Annotated in this window: 29 protein-coding genes; 10 read left to right on the top strand and 19 right to left on the bottom strand. The window is 64.0% G+C overall.

Annotated features, from left to right (window positions below; all coding sequences use genetic code 11):
• Window positions 1-50 precede the first annotated feature (50 nt).
• The 3 genes from lspA to P9254_RS08340 are packed head-to-tail and all read right to left on the bottom strand — an operon-like array spanning window position 51 to window position 2472.
• Entirely contained in the window at window positions 51-539 is a 489-nt protein-coding gene (lspA, locus tag P9254_RS08350) for a signal peptidase II (RefSeq protein ID WP_067318893.1), read from the bottom strand.
• Window positions 540-552: 13 nt separating this feature from the next.
• Window positions 553-1413, bottom strand: a complete 861-nt coding sequence (locus tag P9254_RS08345; protein WP_278053162.1) for a TrmH family RNA methyltransferase — start codon at window positions 1411-1413, stop codon at window positions 553-555.
• Window positions 1414-2472, bottom strand: coding sequence for a class I SAM-dependent rRNA methyltransferase (locus P9254_RS08340; protein WP_067318889.1), 1059 nt, complete (start codon window positions 2470-2472; stop codon window positions 1414-1416).
• A gap of 124 nt (window positions 2473-2596) precedes the next feature.
• Between P9254_RS08340 and P9254_RS08335 the strand changes: the two genes are divergently transcribed.
• Both P9254_RS08335 and P9254_RS08330 read left to right on the top strand, forming a co-directional pair.
• Window positions 2597-3307, top strand: coding sequence for a helix-turn-helix transcriptional regulator (locus P9254_RS08335; RefSeq protein ID WP_067319619.1), 711 nt, complete (start codon window positions 2597-2599; stop codon window positions 3305-3307).
• A gap of 69 nt (window positions 3308-3376) precedes the next feature.
• Window positions 3377-3757 (top strand): VOC family protein, encoded by a 381-nt coding sequence (locus tag P9254_RS08330; RefSeq protein ID WP_067319618.1) that lies wholly within the window; start codon window positions 3377-3379, stop codon window positions 3755-3757.
• Between the two features lie 45 nt (window positions 3758-3802).
• On the opposite strand, the gene P9254_RS08325 is transcribed toward P9254_RS08330, so the two are convergent.
• The 4 genes from P9254_RS08325 to sppA all read right to left on the bottom strand — a co-directional run bounded on the left by P9254_RS08325 (window position 3803) and on the right by sppA (window position 6503).
• On the bottom strand, window positions 3803-4774 hold the full coding sequence (locus P9254_RS08325) for an ornithine cyclodeaminase family protein (protein WP_067318887.1): 972 nt from the start codon (window positions 4772-4774) through the stop codon (window positions 3803-3805).
• Window positions 4775-4796: 22 nt separating this feature from the next.
• Window positions 4797-5129 (bottom strand): DUF1049 domain-containing protein, encoded by a 333-nt coding sequence (locus tag P9254_RS08320; protein WP_067004057.1) that lies wholly within the window; start codon window positions 5127-5129, stop codon window positions 4797-4799.
• 60 nt (window positions 5130-5189) lie between these two features.
• Window positions 5190-5474, bottom strand: coding sequence for an integration host factor subunit beta (locus P9254_RS08315; protein WP_027165368.1), 285 nt, complete (start codon window positions 5472-5474; stop codon window positions 5190-5192).
• Window positions 5475-5549: 75 nt separating this feature from the next.
• Entirely contained in the window at window positions 5550-6503 is a 954-nt protein-coding gene (sppA, locus tag P9254_RS08310; protein ID WP_067318883.1) for a signal peptide peptidase SppA, read from the bottom strand.
• 306 nt (window positions 6504-6809) lie between these two features.
• On the opposite strand from sppA, the gene lptC reads away from it, so the two are divergent.
• From lptC to ptsN, 6 genes are all read left to right on the top strand, one after another.
• The gene (gene lptC, locus P9254_RS08305) at window positions 6810-7523 is read left to right on the top strand and encodes an LPS export ABC transporter periplasmic protein LptC (RefSeq protein ID WP_278053161.1); all 714 of its coding nucleotides are present in this window, start codon (window positions 6810-6812) and stop codon (window positions 7521-7523) included.
• Window positions 7510-8127: an LptA/OstA family protein gene (locus P9254_RS08300; RefSeq protein ID WP_067004051.1), complete on the top strand. Its 618-nt coding sequence runs from the start codon at window positions 7510-7512 to the stop codon at window positions 8125-8127. Before lptC ends, P9254_RS08300 begins: the two co-directional genes overlap by 14 nt.
• Window positions 8127-8945, top strand: a complete 819-nt coding sequence (gene lptB, locus P9254_RS08295) for an LPS export ABC transporter ATP-binding protein (protein ID WP_095813602.1) — start codon at window positions 8127-8129, stop codon at window positions 8943-8945. Before P9254_RS08300 ends, lptB begins: the two co-directional genes overlap by 1 nt.
• A gap of 189 nt (window positions 8946-9134) precedes the next feature.
• On the top strand, window positions 9135-10664 hold the full coding sequence (gene rpoN, locus P9254_RS08290) for an RNA polymerase factor sigma-54 (protein WP_278053160.1): 1530 nt from the start codon (window positions 9135-9137) through the stop codon (window positions 10662-10664).
• A 313-nt stretch (window positions 10665-10977) separates the two neighbouring features.
• Complete coding sequence (hpf, locus tag P9254_RS08285; protein ID WP_067004045.1) at window positions 10978-11562, top strand: ribosome hibernation-promoting factor, HPF/YfiA family; 585 nt, start codon at window positions 10978-10980, stop codon at window positions 11560-11562.
• Between the two features lie 60 nt (window positions 11563-11622).
• Window positions 11623-12087 carry a PTS IIA-like nitrogen regulatory protein PtsN gene (ptsN, locus tag P9254_RS08280; protein WP_067004043.1) on the top strand — a complete coding sequence of 155 codons (465 nt, stop codon included), beginning with the start codon at window positions 11623-11625 and terminating at the stop codon, window positions 12085-12087.
• A gap of 117 nt (window positions 12088-12204) precedes the next feature.
• On the opposite strand, the gene P9254_RS08275 is transcribed toward ptsN, so the two are convergent.
• On the bottom strand, window positions 12205-12462 hold the full coding sequence (locus P9254_RS08275; RefSeq protein WP_067318876.1) for a DUF1150 family protein: 258 nt from the start codon (window positions 12460-12462) through the stop codon (window positions 12205-12207).
• Between the two features lie 64 nt (window positions 12463-12526).
• Window positions 12527-12952 carry an Hsp20 family protein gene (locus P9254_RS08270; RefSeq protein WP_067004038.1) on the bottom strand — a complete coding sequence of 142 codons (426 nt, stop codon included), beginning with the start codon at window positions 12950-12952 and terminating at the stop codon, window positions 12527-12529.
• A gap of 140 nt (window positions 12953-13092) precedes the next feature.
• On the opposite strand from P9254_RS08270, the gene P9254_RS08265 reads away from it, so the two are divergent.
• A complete protein-coding gene (locus P9254_RS08265) occupies window positions 13093-14037 on the top strand; it encodes a nucleoside hydrolase (protein ID WP_278053158.1) in 945 nt (314 codons plus the stop codon).
• A 30-nt stretch (window positions 14038-14067) separates the two neighbouring features.
• On the opposite strand, the gene P9254_RS08260 is transcribed toward P9254_RS08265, so the two are convergent.
• From P9254_RS08260 to P9254_RS08215, 10 genes are all read right to left on the bottom strand, one after another.
• A complete protein-coding gene (locus tag P9254_RS08260; RefSeq protein WP_278103876.1) occupies window positions 14068-14448 on the bottom strand; it encodes a hypothetical protein in 381 nt (126 codons plus the stop codon).
• A gap of 72 nt (window positions 14449-14520) precedes the next feature.
• Window positions 14521-15135 carry a LysE family translocator gene (locus P9254_RS08255; RefSeq protein ID WP_095778737.1) on the bottom strand — a complete coding sequence of 205 codons (615 nt, stop codon included), beginning with the start codon at window positions 15133-15135 and terminating at the stop codon, window positions 14521-14523.
• A 93-nt stretch (window positions 15136-15228) separates the two neighbouring features.
• Entirely contained in the window at window positions 15229-16680 is a 1452-nt protein-coding gene (locus tag P9254_RS08250; RefSeq protein ID WP_278053155.1) for an amidase, read from the bottom strand.
• Window positions 16681-16685: 5 nt separating this feature from the next.
• Window positions 16686-17588: a ribokinase gene (locus P9254_RS08245; RefSeq protein ID WP_127247043.1), complete on the bottom strand. Its 903-nt coding sequence runs from the start codon at window positions 17586-17588 to the stop codon at window positions 16686-16688.
• Window positions 17589-17737: 149 nt separating this feature from the next.
• A complete protein-coding gene (locus tag P9254_RS08240; protein WP_278053154.1) occupies window positions 17738-18223 on the bottom strand; it encodes a hypothetical protein in 486 nt (161 codons plus the stop codon).
• On the bottom strand, window positions 18198-18722 hold the full coding sequence (locus tag P9254_RS08235; RefSeq protein ID WP_278053152.1) for a hypothetical protein: 525 nt from the start codon (window positions 18720-18722) through the stop codon (window positions 18198-18200). Before P9254_RS08235 ends, P9254_RS08240 begins: the two co-directional genes overlap by 26 nt.
• Window positions 18689-19066, bottom strand: a complete 378-nt coding sequence (locus P9254_RS08230) for a hypothetical protein (protein WP_278053563.1) — start codon at window positions 19064-19066, stop codon at window positions 18689-18691. Before P9254_RS08230 ends, P9254_RS08235 begins: the two co-directional genes overlap by 34 nt.
• Window positions 19067-19104: 38 nt before the next feature.
• Window positions 19105-19554 (bottom strand): hypothetical protein, encoded by a 450-nt coding sequence (locus P9254_RS08225; RefSeq protein WP_278053151.1) that lies wholly within the window; start codon window positions 19552-19554, stop codon window positions 19105-19107.
• Between the two features lie 253 nt (window positions 19555-19807).
• On the bottom strand, window positions 19808-20713 hold the full coding sequence (locus tag P9254_RS08220) for a methylated-DNA--[protein]-cysteine S-methyltransferase (RefSeq protein ID WP_067004018.1): 906 nt from the start codon (window positions 20711-20713) through the stop codon (window positions 19808-19810).
• A gap of 213 nt (window positions 20714-20926) precedes the next feature.
• Window positions 20927-21421, bottom strand: coding sequence for a DUF2244 domain-containing protein (locus P9254_RS08215; protein ID WP_095800560.1), 495 nt, complete (start codon window positions 21419-21421; stop codon window positions 20927-20929).
• A gap of 22 nt (window positions 21422-21443) precedes the next feature.
• Between P9254_RS08215 and nth the strand changes: the two genes are divergently transcribed.
• A complete protein-coding gene (gene nth, locus P9254_RS08210) occupies window positions 21444-22259 on the top strand; it encodes an endonuclease III (RefSeq protein ID WP_278053148.1) in 816 nt (271 codons plus the stop codon).
• Window positions 22260-22341: the final 82 nt, after the last annotated feature.

The raw sequence follows: 22341 nt of genomic DNA, 5'->3' as shown, positions 1-22341 counted from the left end.
TGGTCTCCTCGTTTTGTTTGAAACAAATTTGCGGCGGTGGCCGCGCTTGGTCAATTGCCTGGATCCTGGGACCTGGTTTCCCGCCGCCAGCCGATCAGCTCGTCGAACACGACCAGCGCCGCGCCGACCGAAATGAAGGCGTCGGCAAAGTTGAACACCGCGAAGGACCAGACCGGCGTGTGGAAAAGAATATAGTCGATGACGTGGCCGTAGACCGCGCGGTCGATCAGATTGCCGAGCGCGCCGCCGACGATCAGGGCGAAGCCGATCCGGGCAAGGACGTGGCCGGCGGGCGTGCGCACCGCCAGATACAGCACGAAGGCGACGACAAGCGCGGCGATGGCCACCAGGCCGGTGTCGCCGAAGGACGAGAACATCGAGAAGGCGATGCCGGTGTTGTAGGTGCGAAACAGCGCCAGGAAAGGCAGAAGATCGACCTTTTCCTGGAAGGCGAGGCCGTTTTCCACCAGCTGTTTTATCCACTGGTCGAGTGCGATAGCGAGCACGACCAGCAGGGCGTAAGGGGACCAGGATTTCACGTTTTCGCAGCCCTCATCGCGAGTCGGCAGTGGGGTCGAGCTTCAACGCGCCACGCCGGATTTCGAACAGCATGACGCCGGTGGCAACCGCCAGATTGAGAGAATCGGCGCGTCCGGCCTGCGGGATCCTGAGCAGCCGGTCGCAACTATCCGCAAGGCTGTCGGGCAGGCCCTGCTGCTCGTTGCCCATCAACAGCAGCACCGGGCCTCTCGAAAAGTCGACCGAACGGTAGTCGACCGCGCCCTTCAGATGCGTTCCGGCGACGAGGCCCGGAAAGTCGCGTCGCCAGGCCAGAAAAGCCTGCTCCGTCGCCTTCGCGACCGGCACGGCAAAGATCGAGCCCATGGTGGCGCGCACGGTTTCAGGCGAAAACGGATCGGTGGTGTCGCCGACCAGGATGACGCCCCTGGCGCCGACGGCGTCGACGGTGCGGATGACGGTGCCGAGATTGCCGGGATCGCGAACGCGGTCGAGCGCGACCCAGACGTCGCCGTCCGTGGCACGGATATCCTTCAGCGGCAGCGTCTGCTGGACGAAGACGCCGACGACCATTTGCGGATTTTCCCGGCGGGTGATTGCCGCCAGCACCTTTTCCGAGACTTCGAGAACAGTGCCGCCGGCGGCGACAGTCCGCGCCGCGACCTTTTCTATCGCCGCGTTGCCGCGCCCGGCCTTGGCGAAGACGAGCGTCCTGATCGACCAGCCGAGGTCGAGTGCGTCGATGACCAGCTTCAGGCCTTCCGCCATGAAGGCGTTCTGCTGGTCGCGAAACTTCTTCAGCGCCAGCGCCTTGATGTCCTTGACCAGCGGATTGGCGAGGCTGGTGACTTCCTTGACCTGCCCGACGGGCCGGGCTCCATCATGCGGGACCATTCAAGCCACCCAGCGCGAGAACAGCGAGGTCGACAGCGCGCGGCCGGCGGATTTCTCGCGGATGATCAGCTCGCCGGATTCGACCGTGCCGCCCATGCCGGCGAAGGCTTCCCGCATCAAGGCATGGATGGCGAAGAAGGAGGCGCGGATCGAATAGGCGGTCAGCACCACGGCGATCGGCTTCGGCGTCAGGATCGAGCGGCAGAGATCGGTGAGGCCCGGCAGATCCTCGAACAATTGCCAGACCTCGCCCTTGGGACCGCGGCCATACGCGGGCGGGTCGAAGAGCACGATGTCATAGTGGCTGCCACGGCGCTCCTCACGCTCGGCGAACTTAACCGCGTCCTCGACGATCCAGCGGATCGGCTTGTCGGAGAGGCCGGCTCTCTCCTGGTTCTCGCGCGCCCATCCGATCGCCTTCTTCGAGGCGTCGACATGAGTAACCTCTGCGCCGGCGCGCGCCGCCACCAGCGAGGCAAGGCCTGTGTAACCGAAGAGGTTCAGCACCTTGACCGGTCGCCCTGCAGCGGCGATCAGGCCGGCCATGTGGTCCCAATGCGAGGCTTGTTCGGGAAAGACGCCGACATGGCGGAATGAGGTGAAGCGGCCGAGATAGTCGATGCCGTCATGCTTCATCGGCCAGGTCTCGCCGAGCGGCGTTTTTGGAAAACGCCAGCGGCCGATGCCTTCCTCGTCGGTGTCGCCGGTGAAGATGGCGTCGGCGCGCCGCCATTCCTTGGCGGGAAGCGCCCGCTGCCAGATAGCCTGGCCTTCGGGGCGCACGATGCGGTAGGGCCCATACTGCTCCAGTTTTTCGCCGGCGCCGCTGTCCAGCAGAGCATAGTCGGCGTTGGGCGCAACCTCGAGGATCAGCGGCAGGCGCTCGGCGGGCAACGGGCCTTCGCGGCGTGCAAGAGGGCGCTGCGCTGGTTTTGCTTCCTGACGATGATGCGGCTCCGACCTCTCCGCCGAAGCCGCCTCCCGCAGCCGCGACTGGCTGGGGGGATTCGCCGGCTGGCGCGGACGGTTGTCGCGGTTTCGGTCGCGAAAGGACTTCAAGAACAATCTCCGGAACGGCACGCCGCTTTTGGCATAGGCCCTTGACCTTCGCAACCGCATGGTCCGGCGCTGTTCTGTCGCGATGCGATGGACCTCGCCCGAAGAAACGGGCAAGTCTCCGGTCATGTCCCGTTCCGAACGCCTGCTCGACCTGATCCAGATTCTGCGCCGCCACCGCCGGCCGGTCAGCGGCCGCACGCTTGCGGAGGAAATGGGCGTGTCGATCCGCACGCTCTATCGCGACATCGCGACGCTGCAGGGGCAGGGCGCGCCGATCGAAGGCGAGGCGGGGCTGGGCTATGTGCTGAAGCCCGGCTTCATGCTGCCGCCGCTGATGTTCACCGACGAGGAGGTCGAGGCGATCGTGCTCGGCTCGCGCTGGGTGGCGAAACAGCCGGACAAGCGGCTGGCCGCGGCGGCGGCGGATGCGTTGTCCAAGATCGCGGCGGTCTTGCCGGACGATCTGCGTGACGATCTCGACGCCACGACGCTGCTGGTCGGGCCGAATTCAGCGAGCGGCGAGGCGATCGATCTCGGCATCGTCAGGCAGGCGATCCGCAGCGAGCGCAAGCTCGGCTTCCTCTACCGCGACGCCGGCGGCGCGGCCTCTGAGCGCATGGTCTGGCCGTTCGCGCTCGGCTTCTTCGACAAGGTGCGGGTGATGGTGGCGTGGTGCGAGCTGCGCCAGGATTTCCGGCATTTCCGCGCCGACCGCATGGCCGATCTCACAGCCACCGAGATCCGCTATCCGCGCCGCCGCCAGGCGATGCTCAAGGAATGGCGAGCGACGCTCGATGAATCGGCCCTGAAAACGGCGCAGGAGCCTACTGGCTGATCGCTGCTGCCAGAATCTGACAGTGGGATGATCTAGCTTGGCCAAGGTTCAAACACCTTGGAGACCGACATGACCACGCCCAATTTCGTCATCCTCTATGTCGACAGCCCCGAGAAGAGCGGCGCGTTCTACGCCTCGCTGCTCGGGCGCCAGCCGGTAGAGGCCTCGCCCACCTTCGCCATGTTCGTCCTCGACAACGGCTTCAAGCTCGGCTTGTGGTCGCGTCACACGGTTGAACCGGCGGCCGCCGCCGCGGGCGGGGGGGGCGAGCTCGTGCTTGCGATGGAGAATGCGGCCGCGGTCGACGCCACGCATGCGGACTGGGCGGAACGGGGGCTGAGAATGCTACAGGCACCGACCGACATGGATTTCGGACGCACGTTCGTCGCGCTCGATCCCGACGGTCATCGGCTGCGTGTCTATTGGCCGAACGAGGCAGCAGGGCAGTAGGGCGGTATGGCGGTAGGGGTGTGAGCTTCTCACTACCCTATCCTCTTACTTGCTTGTGCTGAGCGCCTTGTAGACGGCGATGCCGGCGGCGAGATCTTCAAGCGCTGCGCCGACGGACTTGAACAGCGTGATCTCGCTCTCGCTTTGCCGGCCCTGTTTCTCGCCACGCGCCAGTTCGTGCAGGTCGGCGATGACCGCTTCCGGCTTCAGGACACCGGAAGCCAATGGCTGCACGATGTCGCCGGCCTCCTTGGTGGCGCCGGCGCGGGTATCGACATAGACGCGGGCGCGGGAAATGGCATCGTCGTCGCTCTCGCGCATCTGCGGCGTGAAGCCGCCGACCAGGTCGACATGGGCGCCCGGCTTCAACAGCGCGCCCTTGATCAGCGGCGCGGTCGTGATCGTCGCCGACGAGACGATGTCGGCCTCGCCAAGCTCGGTTTCGAGGTCGCCTGCCACGCTTGCTGGAAAGCCTTCGGCATGCAGCGCCGCCGCGACCTTTTCGGCATTGGCCGGCGTGCGGTTCCAGATGCGGATCGACTTAACGGGCCTCACCGCCGAATGCGCCTTGGCGAGGAAGGGTGACAGCGCGCCGGCGCCGATCACCAAGAGCCGCGAGGCGTCCTCGCGGGCGAGATAGGATGCGGCGAGCGCCGAGGCGCAGGCGGTCCGCCATTGCGTCAGCCGCTGGCCGTCGATCAGAGCCTGGGGTTCGCCGGTCACGCCGTCGAGCAGCAGATAGAGGCCCATCACCGCCGGCTTGCCGATCGCGTTATTGTCCGGCGAGACGGTGACGATCTTGACGCCGATATGGCCGCCGGCCGAGGTGCCGGCGGCGTCGAAGTCGGTCCAGGCCGGCATCAACAAAAGCGTCGAGGCGGCGCCGTCCGGCCGCTCGATCGCGTGATGGTGGCGCACCGGCTGCACGGCGCCTTCGCGGAAGGCGGTGCGCAGTGTCTCGACCAGACCTGAAAAGGTCAGCGCGCGGTCGACCTCGGCGGCCGAAATAGTCAGCATGGAAAGCTCCGTAAGGCGCTGTTTAGTTCGTCGGCTTGGGCAGCGCCGGTCCTTTCGGCGCAGCGGGTGCGCGGCTCACTGCCTGGCGCAAGTTCTCGGCCTCCAGCCCGCGCTGGCGCGCGAGCTTGCGGTAGCGGCCCTGCTTCACCCAGGTCGCCATGCTACCGACGATCATGCCGATGGCCAAAGCCAGGAACAGCAAGATGAAGAGTGGCAAATTCAGCGTCAGCGCCGGATTGCCAGGGTGGAACGGGTCGAGCGTGAAGGCGACGAGGCCGCGATTGGCGACGGCAAGCGCGATCAGGATGACGGCCAGCGGCACGAAGACCACGACGAGCATGACGCGATTGAACATCAAATCTCCTGGAGGTGGCTTAAACGCCGAAACGTCGTTTCCGACCTGCCGGCGCGGCGCCTATTTGCCGCCGTTCAGCCTTTCGCGCAACTCCTTGCCGGTCTTGAAGAACGGCACCCACTTCTCCTCGACCTCGACGGATTCGCCGGTGCGGGGGTTGCGGCCGGTGCGGGCAGGACGGTTTTTCACCGAAAAGGCACCGAAACCGCGCAACTCGACCCTGTTGCCTTCGGCGAGCGCGTCGGTGATCTCGTCAAAGATCGCGCCGACGATGTTTTCAACGTCGCGGAGGAAAAGATGGGGGTTGCGCGCGGCAATGATCTGCACAAGCTCGGACTTGATCATGAACGTTCCCCGTAAACCACTGCGGTCAAATATCAGGATGATTTTATTGCTTTATTTGGCTCGTCCCAATGGTTGTCAAGGGTGCCAGACCGAAACGAGACCGTCAAGGAACAAGCGGTCGGCGCCAAGCTCGTGAATGATGTCGCCGCCGGCATCCGGCAGGCCGAGCGCGTTGGCGACGGCTTTGGTCATGCTTCTCGAAAACAGGAGGCCGTGCCCCTCCGTATCCTTCCATTCGACGACCTTGAGCTTGCTGTCGACGCCTTTGGTCGCCAGCCAGTTGATCGCCTCGGGTTCGCCGCCAACGGCATCAACCAAGTGATTGGCGAGCGCCTGGCGGCCGGTGAAGATCGAACCGTCGGCCAGCGCCTGCGCCTGCTCGCGGGTCATCTTGCGCCGTTCGGCGACGATGCCGACGAACCAGTCATAGCTGTCGAGGATGAGCTTGCGCACCATGGCGCGCTCGTCGTCATTGGTCGGCTTGAACGGCGAGGGCGCAGCCTTGAGCGGCGAGGACTTCACTTCCTCGAGCTTGATGCCGAGCTTGTCCATCAGGCCGCTCACGTCGGGATACTGGATCAGCACGCCGATCGATCCGACGATCGAGGTCTTGCGGGCGACGATGTGGTCGGCCGCGCTTGCGATCATATAGCCGGCGGACGCGGCCAGCGTGCCGACCTCGGCCACCACCGGCTTGTCGGCGGCGAGTTTGCGCACTTCCTCATAGATCGACTCGCCGCCGACCGTGGTGCCTCCGGGCGAATCGATCGACAGGATGACGCCCTTCACCGTTGCGGACTTGCGGATCGTCTCCAGTCTTTTGATCAGCTCCTCGTCCTCGGTGATGGTGCCTTCAATCTTGACCTTCGCGATGTGGTCGATCGCCTGACCGGTGAAATCGTCACCATAGATCCATGCCGAAAACGCGATCAGCGCTGCCGCCACAATCACAAACGCGGTCACGCGCCAGAACGTCAGCTTGCGGCGCAAGCGGCGGCGGTCGATCAGGTCGTCGGCTCTCATTGCCATGGTCAGCCTCACATTCGGTGGGAAAGGACGCTTTTAAAGCAACCATCCGCGCGGGGCTACCGTTTCCTGACGCCCTGGCCCTGACAGGTCTTGGCGCAACGCGGAGGTCACGACGACCTCACGAAAAATTAACGCAGCCCGTTCCTATCTGCTATGAAGAGCTGGCAGTGCAGCCGGATTCGTCCTAGTCGTACGGTAGTAGCCGTCACATTTTTGCAGTTTTCCTCCGCTTGTGCTTGCTTGCGGGGACCGGCATACCACCTATAGGCGGTGTTTGGCGGGGCAAGGGCTCATTAGAAAATAGTCATGTTGGCGCGATCTGACGAAACGAGCGATGCCGAAACGGTATCGGCTGCCGCTGGCGAAAGCGGCACGCGCGGCGATGCGTTCGATCGTGCGCAGCGGCATTCGCGCCGCGTGCGCGTGTTGAAATTCGCCGTGCCGCTGCTGGCGGCGGCAATTGCGATCGCCTTTCCGGTCTATTCTTATCTCGCCGCGCCGGTGTCGATCTCGGTGCAGGCCGACGGCACGGCCTTTTCGGACGGCAAGCTGGTGATGGCCAATCCCAAGCTCAACGGCTTCACCAAGCAGAAACTGCCTTATTCGTTGACGGCGACCCGGGCGACCCAGGATGTCGGCAAGCAGGGTATCATCGACCTCGAAGGCATCAACGCCAAGCTGCCCGTCGCCAGCGACAATGTGGTGGCGGTCAACGCCGCGCATGGCATCTACGACCGCGACGCCAACACGATGGACCTCACAAGCGATGTCCTGGTGACGACGAGCGACGGCATGGAAGCCAAGTTCAAATCGGTCTTCCTAGACATGGGCAAAGGCTCTATGAAGACCGACAATCCGGTCGATGTGAGCCGCGGCGGATCGCGCATCACCGCCGACTCGATGTCGGTGGAAGAAAACGGCAAGGTCGTGGTCTTCGAGACCCGGGTGCGCGTCAACATCGACGCGGCAAGTCTGAAGGCGGCAGAGGCAAAGGGCGGAGAGCAGAATGCGTCGCAGTAGTTCGGCAAGGCTTGCAGCGGCGGCCTCTCTCTTCATGTTGCTCGGGGCGGCGCCAGCGCTTGCCCAATCCGGCGGCACCAGCCAGATGTCCGGCCTCAAATTGTCAGGCGACCAGCCGATCCAGATCGAAAGCGACAAGCTCGAGGTCCGTCAGGCCGACAGCGCGGCAATCTTCAGCGGCAACGTCACCGTCAATCAGGGGCCGACGCTGCTCAAGGCCGGCAAGATGACGGTCTATTACGTCAAGGACCCAAACGCTCCCAAGGGCGCGGCGGCCGGCGCATCGGCGATGACCGGGGCAGCCAACATCGACCACCTCGTGGTCGAGAACAAAGTCTATATCAAATCGAACGACCAGATCGCCACCGGCGACAAGGGCACGTTCGACATGAAGACCCAGGTGCTCGTTCTTTCCGGCAGCGAAGTCGTGCTCTCGCAGGGCGACAACGTGCTCAAGGGTTGCAAGCTCACCGTTCAGATGAAAAGCGGCCTTGCCAATGTCGACGGTTGCGGCACCGGCGGTCGGGTCATCATGTCGATTACGCCGCAGAAGCAGGGCGCGCCCCAAAAGGGCACGGCCCAGCAGGGAGCGTCGAGCAACTAATGGCCGGCGTATCGTCGCTGCTGGCCCGCCTCCCGGGGCGGACGGCCGCAAAAACGTCTGCGCCGGCAACGGTTGGCGCCGACAAGGCGAAGTTCAAGGGCACCCTGATCGCCAAGGGCCTTACCAAGAGCTATAAGGGCCGCAAGGTGGTGAGCGGCGTGACGCTCGGCGTGCGGGCCGGCGAGGCCGTCGGACTGCTTGGGCCCAATGGCGCCGGCAAGACCACCTGTTTCTACATGGTCACCGGTCTCGTGCCGGTGGACGAAGGCACGATCGAGATCGACGGCTTCGACGTCACCTCGATGCCGATGTACCGGCGCGCCCGCCTCGGCATCGGCTATCTGCCGCAGGAAGCGTCGATCTTCCGGGGCCTCAACGTCGAGCAGAATATTCGCGCCGTTCTGGAAGTGGTGGAAAAGAGCCGCAAGGAACGTGAGCGCACGCTCGACGAGCTGCTCGAGGAATTCCACATCAGCCATCTGCGCAAGGCGCCGTCGATGTCGCTGTCCGGCGGCGAAAGACGCCGCCTCGAGATCGCGCGGGCGCTGGCCACACGGCCGGCCTATATGCTGCTCGACGAGCCCTTCGCCGGTATCGATCCGATCGCGGTCGCCGACATCCAGCAGCTCGTCCGCCATCTGACCGCGCGCGGCATCGGCGTGCTGATCACCGACCACAATGTGCGTGAGACGCTCGGCCTGATCGACCGCGCCTATATCATCCATGCCGGCCAGGTGCTGACGCATGGCCGCGCCGACGAGATCGTCGCCAACGCCGATGTGCGGCGGCTCTATCTCGGCGAGGGTTTTACGCTCTAAACGCGAAAATTCCGGTTCCGCGGCAATTTCTCGCTGAATTTTCCGGCTTTACGCCTGCTCTGCCCGCGAATAACGCTCCGGTAAGCCGTCTCTGCTAGCGTTTGCCTTGACAAGCAAAAGCCGGGCCAGTTTCTATGCCCGACCGAAAAACGGCAGCTCGATGCGTAGACGAGGCGTTTGAATCCAACCATGGCGCTGGCGGCCAAACTGCAGCTCAGACAGTCCCAGTCGCTGGTGATGACGCCCCAGCTGATGCAGTCGATCCGGCTGCTGCAGCTCACCCATGTCGAGCTCGAGCGGTTCATCGACGAGGAAATCGAGCGCAATCCGCTCTTGGAGCGGGCCGAGCCGCAGGACGATGCGGGCGGCGACCAGCCGCAGAAGAGCGAGACCGCTCCAGAACCCGCCGCCGGGGACGACTGGTTCGAAAGCGAGACGGAATGGAGCGCCGAGGCGATCTCGGAAAAGCTCGACTCTTCGCTGGAGAACCTGTTTCCCGACGATCCCGGCACGAGCGAAAAGCTCGGACCGGATCTCACCGCCCAATGGAAGTCGGCATCCGCGGGCAGCGCCGGCGGCGCTTCGTCGGAAGGCTTCGACGTCGGCGAGATGGCCGCGACCATCGTGACGCTGCGCGAGCATGTCGGCGAACAGATCGCGCTTGCCTTCTCCAAACCCGCCGAGCGCCTGATTGCCGGCGAGCTTGCCGACAGCCTCGACGAAGCGGGCTATCTGCGCGCCGATCTGGAAGAGATTGCCGCGCGGCTGGGGGCGGACATGGGAGCGGTCGCGCGAGCGCTCGCGGTCTGCCAGACCTTCGAGCCGGCCGGCCTGTTTGCCCGCGACCTCGCCGAATGCCTGTCGCTGCAGCTTGCCGCACGCGACCGGCTCGATCCGGCGATGAAGGCCCTGGTGGCTAATCTCGAACTCCTGGCGCGGCGGGATTTCCAGACGCTGAAACGCATCTGCGGCGTCGACGAGGAAGACCTTCTCGACATGCTGGCCGAGATCCGGGCTCTCGATCCGCGTCCCGGCACCGCGTTTTCGGGCGGCGCGAGCGACGCCATCGTTGCCGACGTCGAGGTGCGGGCCGCTGCCGACGGCAGCTGGGCGGTGGAGCTCAACGCCGACACGCTGCCGCGAGTTTTGGTCGATCATGTCTATTTCGCCCGGGTTTCCGGCCATGCCAAGGACCAGGCGGAAAAGGAGTTTCTGGCCGAATGCCTGCAGAACGCCAACTGGCTGACGCGCAGCCTCGACCAGCGGGCGAAGACGATCCTAAAAGTGGCCTCGGAAATCGTGCGCCAGCAGGACGCGTTCCTCGTCCATGGCGTGCGGCATCTCAAGCCGCTCAACCTGCGCACGGTGGCCGACGCGATCGGCATGCATGAATCGACGGTGAGCCGCGTCACTGCCAACAAATACATGCTGACGCCTCGCGGCGTGTTCGAGCTGCGCTATTTCTTCACCGCTTCGATCGCCTCGGCGGAAGGCGGCGAAGCGCATTCGTCGGAAGCCGTGCGTGACCGCATCAAGCAGCTGATCGACGAGGAAAAGCCCGCCGACGTGCTTTCCGACGACGCTATCGTCGACATGCTGCGGGAAAGCGGCGTCGACATCGCCCGCCGCACGGTCGCCAAATACCGGGAAGGCATGAACATTCCTTCATCGGTGCAGCGGCGCCGGGAGAAGCGGGCGCTGGCCAACGCCGGGCGATAGGGCAGTTGATATTCATCGGGCCTGACCTAGTTTGGTCCGAGCTGAGGAATGGCGATTTTTCACAGTTTTCGTGTTTCATTGACAAGCTGCAATGAAGTGTCTAGAAGCCCGCCCGCATGAGCCGGGCCGTGATGCCCGCCTCGCGAATGGCTCCGTCAAAGCGAAGGCCTCGGACGGCCAGAAGGCGACTTGTGATCAACCGGAAAGTTCGGGTCTAAAATCGGCGCGCGTGCCGCCGCAAAGCTTGTGCGCGCGCACCACGGGTATAAACTTGGGACAGTTTGAAGCCTGAGCAGGGAAGGTCAGTTTTCAGATGAATCTGCGCATTTCGGGAAAACACATGGACATCGGCGATGCGTTCCGTACGCGCATCAACGATCGTGTCAACGAAGCGATTGAAAAATATTTCGATCGGGGTTTTTCAGGACATGTAACGGTCATCAAAGCGGGATCGCGCTTCTCGGCCGATTGCATGATCCGCCTCGATTCCGGCGCCTCGCTGCAGGCGACCGGGGACGCCCAGGATCCCACGCTTGCCTTCGAGGCGGCCGCCGATCGCCTCGAAACGCGGCTCAGGCGCTACAAGCGCCGGCTGAAGTCGCACAATTCCAGCAACGGCAACGGCGAATCCACCGACATCGCCTACGCCGTGATGGAGCCGCTCGCCGACGACGAAGAGGAAATCCCGGAGAACTTCGCTCCGGCCATCGTCGCCGAATCGACCGTGACGCTTCGCACCATGTCGGTGGCGTCTGCCGTCATCGAACTCGATACCAAGGACAGCCCGGTTTTCGTCTTCCGCAACGCCGGAAACGACCACGTCAATATTGTCTACCGCCGGCCGGATGGAAACATCGGCTGGATCGATCCGTCGACCACCAAAGTCGCGCAGGGATAAGAAAGCCGGCCGCGCGAGGGGGACGACCGGCGCGGTAGGCGAGCAAGGGATTTTTCAGGCATGGATCTCAGCGATCTCATCAGCGTCCCGGCTATCATGCCGGCGTTGAAGGCGAATTCCAAAAAACAGCTTCTGCAATTGCTGTCGGAGAGGGCGGCGGCGATTTCAGGCATTCCGGAGCGGGAAGTGTTCGACACCATCCTGCAGCGTGAGCGGCTGGGCTCCACCGGCGTCGGCAACGGCATCGCCATTCCGCATGGCAAGCTCGCAGGGGTCAAGCGGATCGCAGGCGTGTTTGCCCGGCTGGAGGCGCCGGTCGATTTCGAGGCGCTCGACGACCAGCCGGTCGACCTGGTGTTTCTGCTGCTTGCGCCCGAAGGCGCCGGCGCCGACCATCTTAAGGCGCTGTCGCGTATCGCGCGCGTGCTGCGCGATGGCGATACGGTGGCCAAGATCAGGGGGACGCGCGACGCAGTGGCGATCCACGCGCTGCTGTCGGACACTCAAGCCTCGCACGCGGCCTGAAGTTTGGGTGAAGCTGTCTTTGGATAAACCCGGTTTTTGGGATATAACCTTGAGGGGCCGCCGGGAGCGGCCCTTTCCAATTCAGGCAACGACCCCAAATTCAAATAGTGGTTGGGGTCAGTGGATGGCGACCGTGGTCAGGTCGTTCTCCAGCGCACCCGCCAGGGCCCGGTCACGGGCATCGGAAAGCAGGATCGGCTGACCGTTGGCGGCAAACAGCGCCCACAGTTCCAGCCCGGGCGCGATTTCGCCGAGGCCGGGGAAGCGGCCGCGCAAATCGTCGCTCGATATTTTCCTCAGATATGCGACCGAACCTTCGCCGAGATGGGCGAATTCGCCGCTGGTCATGGTCAGGGTTTCGTCAATTCTGGTCATTACAAGCCTCCTTGGCGCAAGGACGCCACTTCCGGCCGTCCCGCATTAGAGCCATCGGCAAAGATCAGTCTTTCACCGATATGTTTATTTTCCGTACCAGCCGCTCGGCCTCCGGACGGTCGAGATCGATCGACAAAAGGCCGTTCTTCAATTCCGCGCCGACCACCCGCATGCCGTCGGCCAGCACGAAGCAGCGCTGGAACTGGCGTGCGGCGATGCCGCGGTGGAGGAACTCGCGCTCGGTGTCGTCGGTCTGACGGCCGCGCACGATCAGCTGGTTTTCCTCGGTGGTGACATCGAGGTCGTTCTCTGCGAAACCCGCCACGGCAAGCGTGATGCGCAGCCTTTCGGCCTTGCCGTCCGAGGCGCCCAGACGCTCGATGTTATACGGAGGGTAGCTGTCGCCCGACTTCGCCAGACGTTCGAGCGTCTTTTCCATGGCGTCGAAGCCCAGAAGAAGCGGGCTGGAGAAGGGCGTCATTCGACTCATTGTTACACTGTCCTCTTAAGAGCGACACAAACCGGAAAAACCCGGATGGCATTTTTCCCGATGGTCTTGATATGGTCCGCCGCGCGATCAAGTTCAAGCCGTCAAAACCCCGCCCAAAAAGACTCCCCAAAGGAATTGAAATGCCCCAGTCACGAAAGATCATCATCGACACGGATCCCGGCCAGGACGATGCCGTCGCCATATTGCTGGCGCTCGGCAGCGCCGAGCTGGAGGTCGTCGGCATCACCGCCGTTGCCGGCAACGTGCCGCTTAAGCTCACGGAGAAGAATGCGCGCAAGATCTGCGAGCTCGGCGGCCGGCCCGACGTCAAGGTCTATGCCGGCGCCATCCGCCCGCTGGCGCGCGAGCTCGTCACCGCCGAGGACGTGCATGGCAAGACCGGCCTCAATGGACCCCAGCTGCCCGAACCGACCATGCCGCTGCAGGAGCAATACGCGGTCGATTTCATTGTCGAGACGCTGATGCGCGAGGAAGCGGGCACGATCACGTTGTGCCCACTCGGGCCGCTCACCAATATCGCGCTGGCGCTGATCCGCGAGCCGCGGATCGCGCCGCGTATCAAGGAGATCGTGCTGATGGGCGGCGGCTTTTTCGAGGGTGGCAACGTCACGCCTGCCGCCGAATTCAACATCTACGTCGACCCGCAGGCGGCGGATTTGGTGTTCAAGTCGGGCGTTCCGATCGTGATGATGCCGCTCGACGTCACCCACAAGGCACTGACCTCGGCCAAGCGCATCCAGGCCTTCCGCCAGCTCGGCACCAAGGTCGGCACCGCAACCGCCGAGATGCTGGAGTTCTTCGAGCGCTTCGATGAGGAGAAATACGGTACCGACGGCGGGCCGCTGCACGATCCGTGCGTGATCGCCTATCTCATCAAGCCGGAGCTGTTCAAGGGCCGCCGCTGCAATGTCAGCGTGGAGACCAGCTCCGAGCTCACGATGGGCATGACGGTGATCGACTGGTGGGGCGTCACCAAGCACGAGAAGAACGCCATGGTGATGCGCGACATCGACCACGATGCGTTCTTCGCGCTGCTGGTGGAGCGGCTGGGGCGGCTCAACTGACCGTCAAAGCAGCCAAGCGAGCACACGTCGTCACCCGTTGAGCAACCGATAGGTGTCGGCGCCGTGCTTGTGGTGCTGTCGCTCAATGGGAACAACCGAGCCGATAGGGTCAGGGGTCCCTACGTCGCCACCTACCAAGACCAGCGCATTGTCGTCTCGGAGGCGAACGTCGTAGATGTAGTAGATCCCGCGACCGACGGCGGCTTTCGGATTGATAGGCGCTAAGCTGACATGTTCAACTACGCCTGTCACGCGTTGCGTCGCCACGACAGGACTATTCTGCAGCTGTACGAGTGTAGCCCCCGCCGCCAGGGCAAAGAAGCAGAAGAAAGCGACGCCGATCACGGCGTCGCTGTACTCATATTGCCAAATAAGCAAGCGATTCCGGAAGGAAACGTTTGACTTGTTCATCCTGAAGAATTGTGCTGCCAAGCACAATTATTCAATAGGCGTCAAAAATAATTGCGATCAGAGTATTCGCTCTCATTTCGCCTTGGAGAACGCCAGCCAGAGCCCGCCGCCGACCAGGAAGCTGCCGCTGATCCGCGACATCAGCTTAACGCGGCTGGCCGAGAGCATGCGCCCGGCGCGGCCGGCGGCAAGCGCGTAGGTCGAATCCGACATGGCGGCGAAGACCATCGCGGTCAGGCCCATGACCACGATCTGCAGCGTGTAATTGCCTTGTGGCGCGATGAACTGCGGGAAGAAGGCGCCGAAGAAGACAAGCGTCTTCGGATTGGAAATCGCCACCAGGAAACCTTGCAGGAAGAAGCCGCCGCGCGGTTTCTTGGCCGATCCATCGGGGTTCAGGGCTCCCTTGGCGCGGAGCATCTGCACACCCATCCAGATGAGGTAAGCCGCACCGATCAGCCGCACCCATTCGAACCAGTGACCCATGCCGGCGATCAGCGTGTTGAGGCCGATGCCCACGATCGCGATCATGATGGCGAGCCCGGCCTGGGTGCCGGCGACATTGGCAAGCCCGGCGCGCGAGCCATGGCGGATGCTGTTGGCGATGATCAGCGTGACCGTCGGCCCGGGTACCAGGACGATGACGATGCAGGCGACGACATAGGCGGCGTAGAGTTCCAGCGACATGTTTTCCCTCGAACAGGATCGCGCCGACAGGCGCGGAGCGCGATCAATGCACGGAGTTGACGCGGGCGCAAGCGCGCCAGCCGGTTGAGCCCGTCAGGCAGCCCCCGCCGGCCAGGGCAGCGTCGCCTCATAGGCGGCGCCGGCCTGGAGGACCGCCAGGTCGCCGCGCGGCTGGCCGATCAACTGCATTCCCATCGGCCGGCCCTTGCCGTCGAAGCCGACCGGCACGTTGAGCGCCGGACAACCGCCGAGCGTGGCAAAGGCGGAGACCTGCATCCAGCGGTGATAGCTGTCCATCGGCCGTCCGACGATCTCGCGCGGCCAATGCGTCGAGACCTCGAAGGGGAAGACCTGGGCGGTCGGTAGCACGATGAGGTCGAAGCGCTCGAACAGCGACAGCAGCGTGCGGTGCCATGAGGTGCGCCGGACCGAGGCGGCATGGACCTGGGGCGCGGTAAGGCGCATCGCCTGCTCAACTTCCCAAATGGCCTCCGGCTTCAGCAGCCTGCGCTTTTCCGGATCGTCATAATGCGCCTTCAGTCCGCAGCCGCTGCTCGCCTGGCGCAAGGTGACAAAAGCCTGCCAGAGCGCCTCGAAATCGACATCCGGCACCAGCGTTTCGCTGTGGAACGCGGCGTCCGCGAAGCGGGCAAGGGCGGCCTCGCACAGGTCGAGAATGCCTGGCTCCATCGGCAGATGGCCGCCGAAATCGCCGAGCCAGGCGATGCGGCCGCCGGTGGCTTTCTCCCGAAGGCCTTCGAGAAACGAGCCCTGCTTGTCATGCGACAATGGCGCCCGCGGATGATAGCCGGCCTGCTCATCGAGCAGCAGCGCGATGTCGCGCACATTCCGGCCCATCGGCCCTTCGACGCCCATCTGGCCGTAGAAGACATCGATGTCGGGGCCGGCCGGCACCAGCCCTTGCGAGGGGCGGAAGCCATAGACGTTGTTGTAGGCCGCCGGATTGCGCAGCGAGCCGCCGAAATCGCTGCCGTCGGCGACCGGCACCATGTCGAGCGCCAGCGCCACCGCAGCGCCGCCGCTCGAGCCGCCGGCGGTGAGCGTCGGATCGAAGGCATTGAGCGTCGGACCGAAGACCGGATTGTAGGTGTTGGAGCCCAGCCCGAATTCCGGAACATTGGTCTTGCCGATGATGATGGCGCCGGCCTTGCGCAGGCGCTCGACGAAGAAATCGTCCTCTTGCGGGACGAAATCGGCGAAGATCGGCGAGCCGAAGGTTGTTCTTAAGCCCTTGGTCAGGGCCAGGTCCTTGATGGCGATCGGCAGGCCGAACAGCGATCCGGCCGCGGCGCCCCGTGCCACATGGGCGTCCGCCCCGTCGGCTTCCGCCAGGATATCGGCGCGCTCGCGCAGCGACACGATGGCGTTGACCAGCGGGTTCACAGCATCGATGCGGTCGAGAAAGGCGCTGACGACCTCGCGCGCCGACAGACGGCGCTGCCTGATCGTGTCGGTAAGTTCTACGGCGGACAAGCGACAGATGTCGCTTGCCGGCGGCACGGCGTGTTTCGTCGACGGGCGCATCGCCGTCACCGCGCGGCCAAGGCCGCGTCGACATCCTTCGCCAGCGGAATCGCCGGCTGCGCACCCGGCTTCAAGCATGCGAGCGAGCCTGCCGCCGCGGCGCGCGTGAGCGCCTGTTCGAGCGAGAGGCCGGACGACAGGCCGGCGCCCAAATAGCCGCAAAAGGTGTCGCCCGCGCCGACCGTGTCGACCGGAGTTATCTTCAGTGCCGGGACGGTGATGAAATGGTCGGGAGTGGCAGCCAGCACGCCGTCGCCGCCGAGCGTCACGACGATGGCGCGGCCTGTCTTTTCGGCATAGTCGCGCATCCGCGCCTCCCGGTCGCGGCCGGTGAGCACCAGCGCCTCGCCATAGAGGTCGAACTCGGTCTCGTTGGCGACGGCGTAGTCGGCCTTGCCGAGAAAGCCGGCCGCCTCGGGGCGGAAAGGCGCGGTGTTGAGCACGCTGACGGCACCCGCCGCGCGGGTTGCATCAAGCGCCGCTTCGACCGTGGGCAGCGGGATCTCGTGCTGCAAAAGCACGACATCGCCCTTCTTCAGATACGCCTTCGCGATGTCGCCGGGCAGTACAGAATCGTTAGCGCCCGGCACGACGGCGATCACATTCTCGCCGTCGGCACCGACCAGGATGAGCGCTGTGCCGGTGGAGGCGAAGCTCTCGCCGACGCCGGAAAGATCGACACCGCCAGCCTTCAGCAGCGCCAGCGCTTCGGCGGCAAAGCTGTCCTTGCCGACGGCGCCGACCATGCGCACCTCAGCGCCTGCGCGGGCCGCGGCCAGCGCCTGGTTGGCGCCTTTGCCGCCGGGAGCGGTGGCAAAGCCGGAGCCGCGGACCGTCTCGCCGGGTTCAGGCAAACGGTCGACATTGGCGATCAGGTCGAGGTTGATCGAGCCCACGATGATGATCAAGAAACGTCTCCTGCACGAGCGGGCGAGCCTTCGATCGAAGGCCGATGCCGCAAGTCCTTGCATTTACGCAGTTGCTTGCGCGGGAGGCTAGCCGCAAAGACCGTCTATTGCCAGATCAAGCCGGTTGTGCGCCGCACCGGCCCACAGCATCATTCGCAGCGCACCGTCACCGTGCCCTGGTAGTTGCCGGCCGGGAAGATGCCCGGCGATTTCGTGGCCGTGAGATCGACCTGGATGGTGTGAGTGCCGTTGGTCACCCGCTGCGGCGAACTGCCCGGGATGTCCGCGCCTGAGCCATCGAGGCGGAAGACGGTGGCGAAGGTGACGTCGGTGTCGCCGCCGCTCGGCGCGGACGTGAAGACAATCGGCGCCGGTGCCGAGACGGAATAGCAGTCGAGCAGGTTGAGGATCGTGCATAGCGTCGCATTCGCGGTGATGGTGGCGCCGGCGCTCGACCCGCCCGCCTGCCTGGAGCCGAAGATATTGATGGCGGGGTTCGATTTCATCGTTCCCGAGGCGCCGATCATGATGGTGCAAGTGCCGATGATCGCCGCCGAAGCCGGGAGCGAGAAGCTTGCAAGCGCAGCCACCGCGGCGATCAGCGCGCGGCTATTTCTTTTTCTTTTTCTTGTCATTGCCGGTTGTGCCTCTGATGCTCCAGCCCTCGTTAGCCCATCCAGTCGATGCGGCGGCGGAGGCGGTCGCGGGATTGGGAGCAGCCACGCTTCCCGTCTGGCCGTCGGCGCCGAGACCCATCTTGAGCAGCTTCAATTCAAGCTGCAGGCGCTCGACCTCGAGTTCGTAGAGGCGGCTGCAATCGACGCGCTTCGGCGTCCGCCCGATCGGGACCACCACGCGGCCGTAAGTGGCGAGGTCGCTGTTCGACTGGCTGTTGCTGTTGCCGCGGATGACGCCGACGTCCAGATAGACGCCGCTGCCGGGAACGGCCGAGCGGCAGGTCGTGCCGTCGGAAGCATGAACCTCGTCCTGGCCCTGGGGCAGGGTGACGCCGGGCAAGGTGAAGCCCGTCTGGTTCTGGTTCAGGTTCAGTATATCCTCCGCCTGACTTGCGACCGCCAAGGCGGGCAGCAGGGCAAGCGTCAGAACCTGCGATGCCCGAAGAACTTTCCGCATATCTGTGCCCTTATCTGCGTCTGCTCGCTTGGAAAGGGGATACTCTCGGTACAGATACGCACTTTACGCTCGTTCGCGCCGTCGAACGGGACGACCACCAGAACCGGGCGCGACGCCTGGCTGGCCAGCACGAAGGCGCTCGGCGTGATCCTGGCGTCGATCGGCCGAAAATCCTGGTCATAGACATGAATCTCGACGCGTATGCGCTGGTCGTAGTGGTTGCCGGGGAAAACCCGGACCGCGAAAGCATCGGTGAAGGACCTGACCTCGCCCCGCATCGGCGTCATCGACTGGCTCTCCGCGGCAATGGGAGACAGCACGGCGATCAGCCCCGCCGCCAGCATTCCAATCGTTCTCAAGGACCGCTCCTTTCGCGAGAGGGCTATTCGCAGCGCAGCGTCACGGTTGCCTGGTAGTTGCCGGCGGAGAAGCGGTCCGTGCCACTCTTGGTGCCGGCAAGATTGACCGCGACGGTCGATGTGCCCGGTACGGTGAGCGCCGTCGCTGTGCCGGTTTCGGCAATGGTCTGCGCGCCGGAGGTGGCAAAGGTCGGGGTCCATGTCGTGGCCGTGGTGTCCGAGGCCGGGACGGTGGTGATGGTGACCGGATCGACGCTGAGCGTGACGCCGCCGGTGGTATCGACCTGGGCGCTGCCGGCCGAACCGCCGGCATTGTGAGAGCTCAGCGACTGAAGATTGCTGCTGACGGTCATCGTGCCGTTGGAGTTGATCGTGACCGTGCAGGTAGCGGTGATAGTGCCGTTGAAGAGGACGTTTCCGGTGGCTGCCGATGCAGTCTGGCCGGTGCAGACGGCCAGCAGGCTCGCGGCCATTGCGACGCGAAAGAACTTCGTGAGACCCCTCTTTCGAGCCGGAAAATTCGGCTCAATACAGAGGTATCATCCGTTTATCGTGGTTAATTTAGAGTTAAACAAGATAACGACTGCAAACAATTCAAAATACAACCGGCGAAACCTGAGGTTGCCTCCGGTTGCATTTCCCGATATTTCGGATGTATTGTTTCGTTATACTTACCTATATTCAGATCCACGGTTTTTCGCAATGGCGCGCGGAAAAAACGAGGTTTCAGGACGCCATTTGTCCCGCCTCCCAGCCGAGGATGGCGCGCTTGCGCGTCAGTCCCCAGTGGTAGCCGGTGAGGGCGCCGGACTTGCCGAGCGCACGATGGCAAGGAACCACGAAGGACATCGGATTGGCGCCCACCGCCGCACCGACCGCCCGGCTGGCGCTCGGCGCGCCGATGCTTGCCGCGATCGAGGAATAGGTGCAGGCCCTGCCCATCGGAATGCGCAGCAGCGCCTCCCAGACGCGCAGCTGGAAATCGGTCCCGATCATCACCACACGCAGCGGCTGGTCGGCGCGCCATCTTGTCGGATCGAAGACGCGCGCGGCATAGGGCTGGGTGGCCGACATGTCCTCGACGTAAGCTGCGTTCGGCCAGCGGCCGGACATATCGGCGAAGGCAGCCCGCTCGCCGCCGGCGTCGCAGAAGGCCAGGCCGGCCAGCCCGCGATCGGTGACCATGATCAACGCAATGCCGAAGGGCGAGATATGATAGCCGTAGCGGATGGTCAGGCCGGCGCCACGGGTCTTGTAGTCGCCGGGTGACATCGCTTCGTGCGTGACGAAGAGGTCGTGCAGCCGGCCGGGGCCCGACATGCCGAGCTCGAACGAGGTTTCGAGCAGCGGCATGCCGGAATCAAGCAGCCTGCGCGCATGGTCGAGCGTCACCGCCTGCAGAAAGGCCTTAGGCGACAGGCCGGCCCAGCGCGTGAACAGTTTCTGCAGGCCCGTCGGCGTCTCGCCGACCGCCTCGGCCAGAACCTCCAGCGAGGGCTGGTCGCGATAGTCGAGGCTGATCTTCTCGATGGCGCGGCGCACGATTTCGTAGTCACTGCCCACGGGCGTGATGTCGTTCTGCAGGATCGCTGACGGTTCCATCCGGGTATTCATGGTCATCTGGGCGTTCATGGCAATATCTCCCATGGCTATCTGCTCGGCCGCGAATATCGGTCTTCCCGCGCAATGCCACCACCCGAAACTTGCCTTCCTCCGGCCCCTACCCAGATCGAGCAGGCTTCGAGCCGAAGGGCGATGACAGCCGGCGAAAAGATAGATTTGACCGGGGTAAGGCAGACCTTGCTGATGACGCTCTACGGCGAGGCGCCGGAGCGCCGTGCCAGTTCAACGCGCCCTGGCGGTCGCCAGTGCGCGCGAAAAGGCAGCAGCAAAGCTTTCGCGGGAACCGGGATCCAGGAAAGACCCGATCGAAACGCTTTCGCCTTGCGCCTCGACGGCCATGTTGGTGATGCCGATCTCGGCATGGCGGGCGATCGAAAAGCGGGCCCAGAACGGGTTGAAACGATGATCCTCGAAGCGGCCCGACGGCGCCGTTTTGCGGATGTCAAGCCTGGTGCGCGAGACCGATATTTCCTCACGGGCGCGGGCCGCCCGGTAATTGACGCGAAAGGCGATGTAGACGGCGACCACGTCCAGCCCCAAGAAGCCGAAGACCGGCCATGCGCCATGTGCCAGGAAGATCGCGCCGGTGATCGCCCAGCCGAACATCAGCGCGCCCATCAATATCAGAAAGCCGGTCCGACCGAGGGAGCGATGCGGCGTCAGCAGGGCCTGGAAGAATGGCTTGTCGGCTTCGAACGAGGCGTTTGTGTCGCTCATAGGGAAATATTATAGGAAGGGAATGGCGCCGCCCAAGTCCAAAAACTCCTTCCTCGTCAAAAAGCCGTCAGCCTCCGCCTCAGGCGGCAGTGCGAAAGCAAAGACGCCGTCCCGGAAGGGCGGGCTGCGCTCGCTCTACACGCCCGCCGAGGTGCATGAGATCTTCCGGCGTTTTTCCGTGCAGCGGCCCGAGCCGAAGGGCGAGCTCGACTATGTCAATCCCTTCACGCTGCTGATCGCGGTGGTGCTGTCGGCGCAGGCGACCGATGCCGGCGTCAACAAGGCAACGAAGCCGCTGTTTTCGGTCGCCGATACACCGCAGAAGATGCTGGCGCTCGGTGAGGCCAAGGTCGGCGACTACATCCGCACCATAGGCCTGTGGCGCAACAAGGCCAAGAACGTGGTCGCGCTCTCGAAGGCACTGATCGACGACTATGCCAGCAACGTGCCCGAAGATCGGGACGAGCTGGTCAAGCTGCCGGGCGTGGGACGCAAGACCGCCAATGTCGTGCTCAACGTAGCCTTCGGCCAGCACACGATGGCGGTGGACACGCATATCTTTCGCATCGGCAATCGTATTGGATTGGCGCCCGGCAAAACGCCGGAACAGGTTGAGCAGGGGCTGATAAAAGTCATCCCCGCCGAATACATGCGGCACGCCCATCACTGGCTGATCCTGCATGGCCGCTATGTCTGCAAGGCGCGCAAGCCCGACTGCCCGGCCTGTGTCATCGCCGATATCTGCAAGTCCAAGGAAAAGACCACCGACCTGCCGGCGCCGCTGATCGAGCTCGCGCCGCTCGACGAAACTGAGGACCGAGCGATTGGTGTCAGCTAGGCAGAGTGTAGCGGATAGCGCCAGCCGACGGCGCCTGCGGTCAAAACGCCGAATTCAAAAATCGCAACGAAAATTCAATGAC

The organism is Mesorhizobium sp. WSM4983 (assembly GCF_029625765.1).
Lineage (GTDB): Bacteria > Pseudomonadota > Alphaproteobacteria > Rhizobiales > Rhizobiaceae > Mesorhizobium.
The sequence above is the reverse complement of the archived record's forward strand: the minus strand, read 5'-3'. Positions and strand labels throughout refer to the sequence as shown.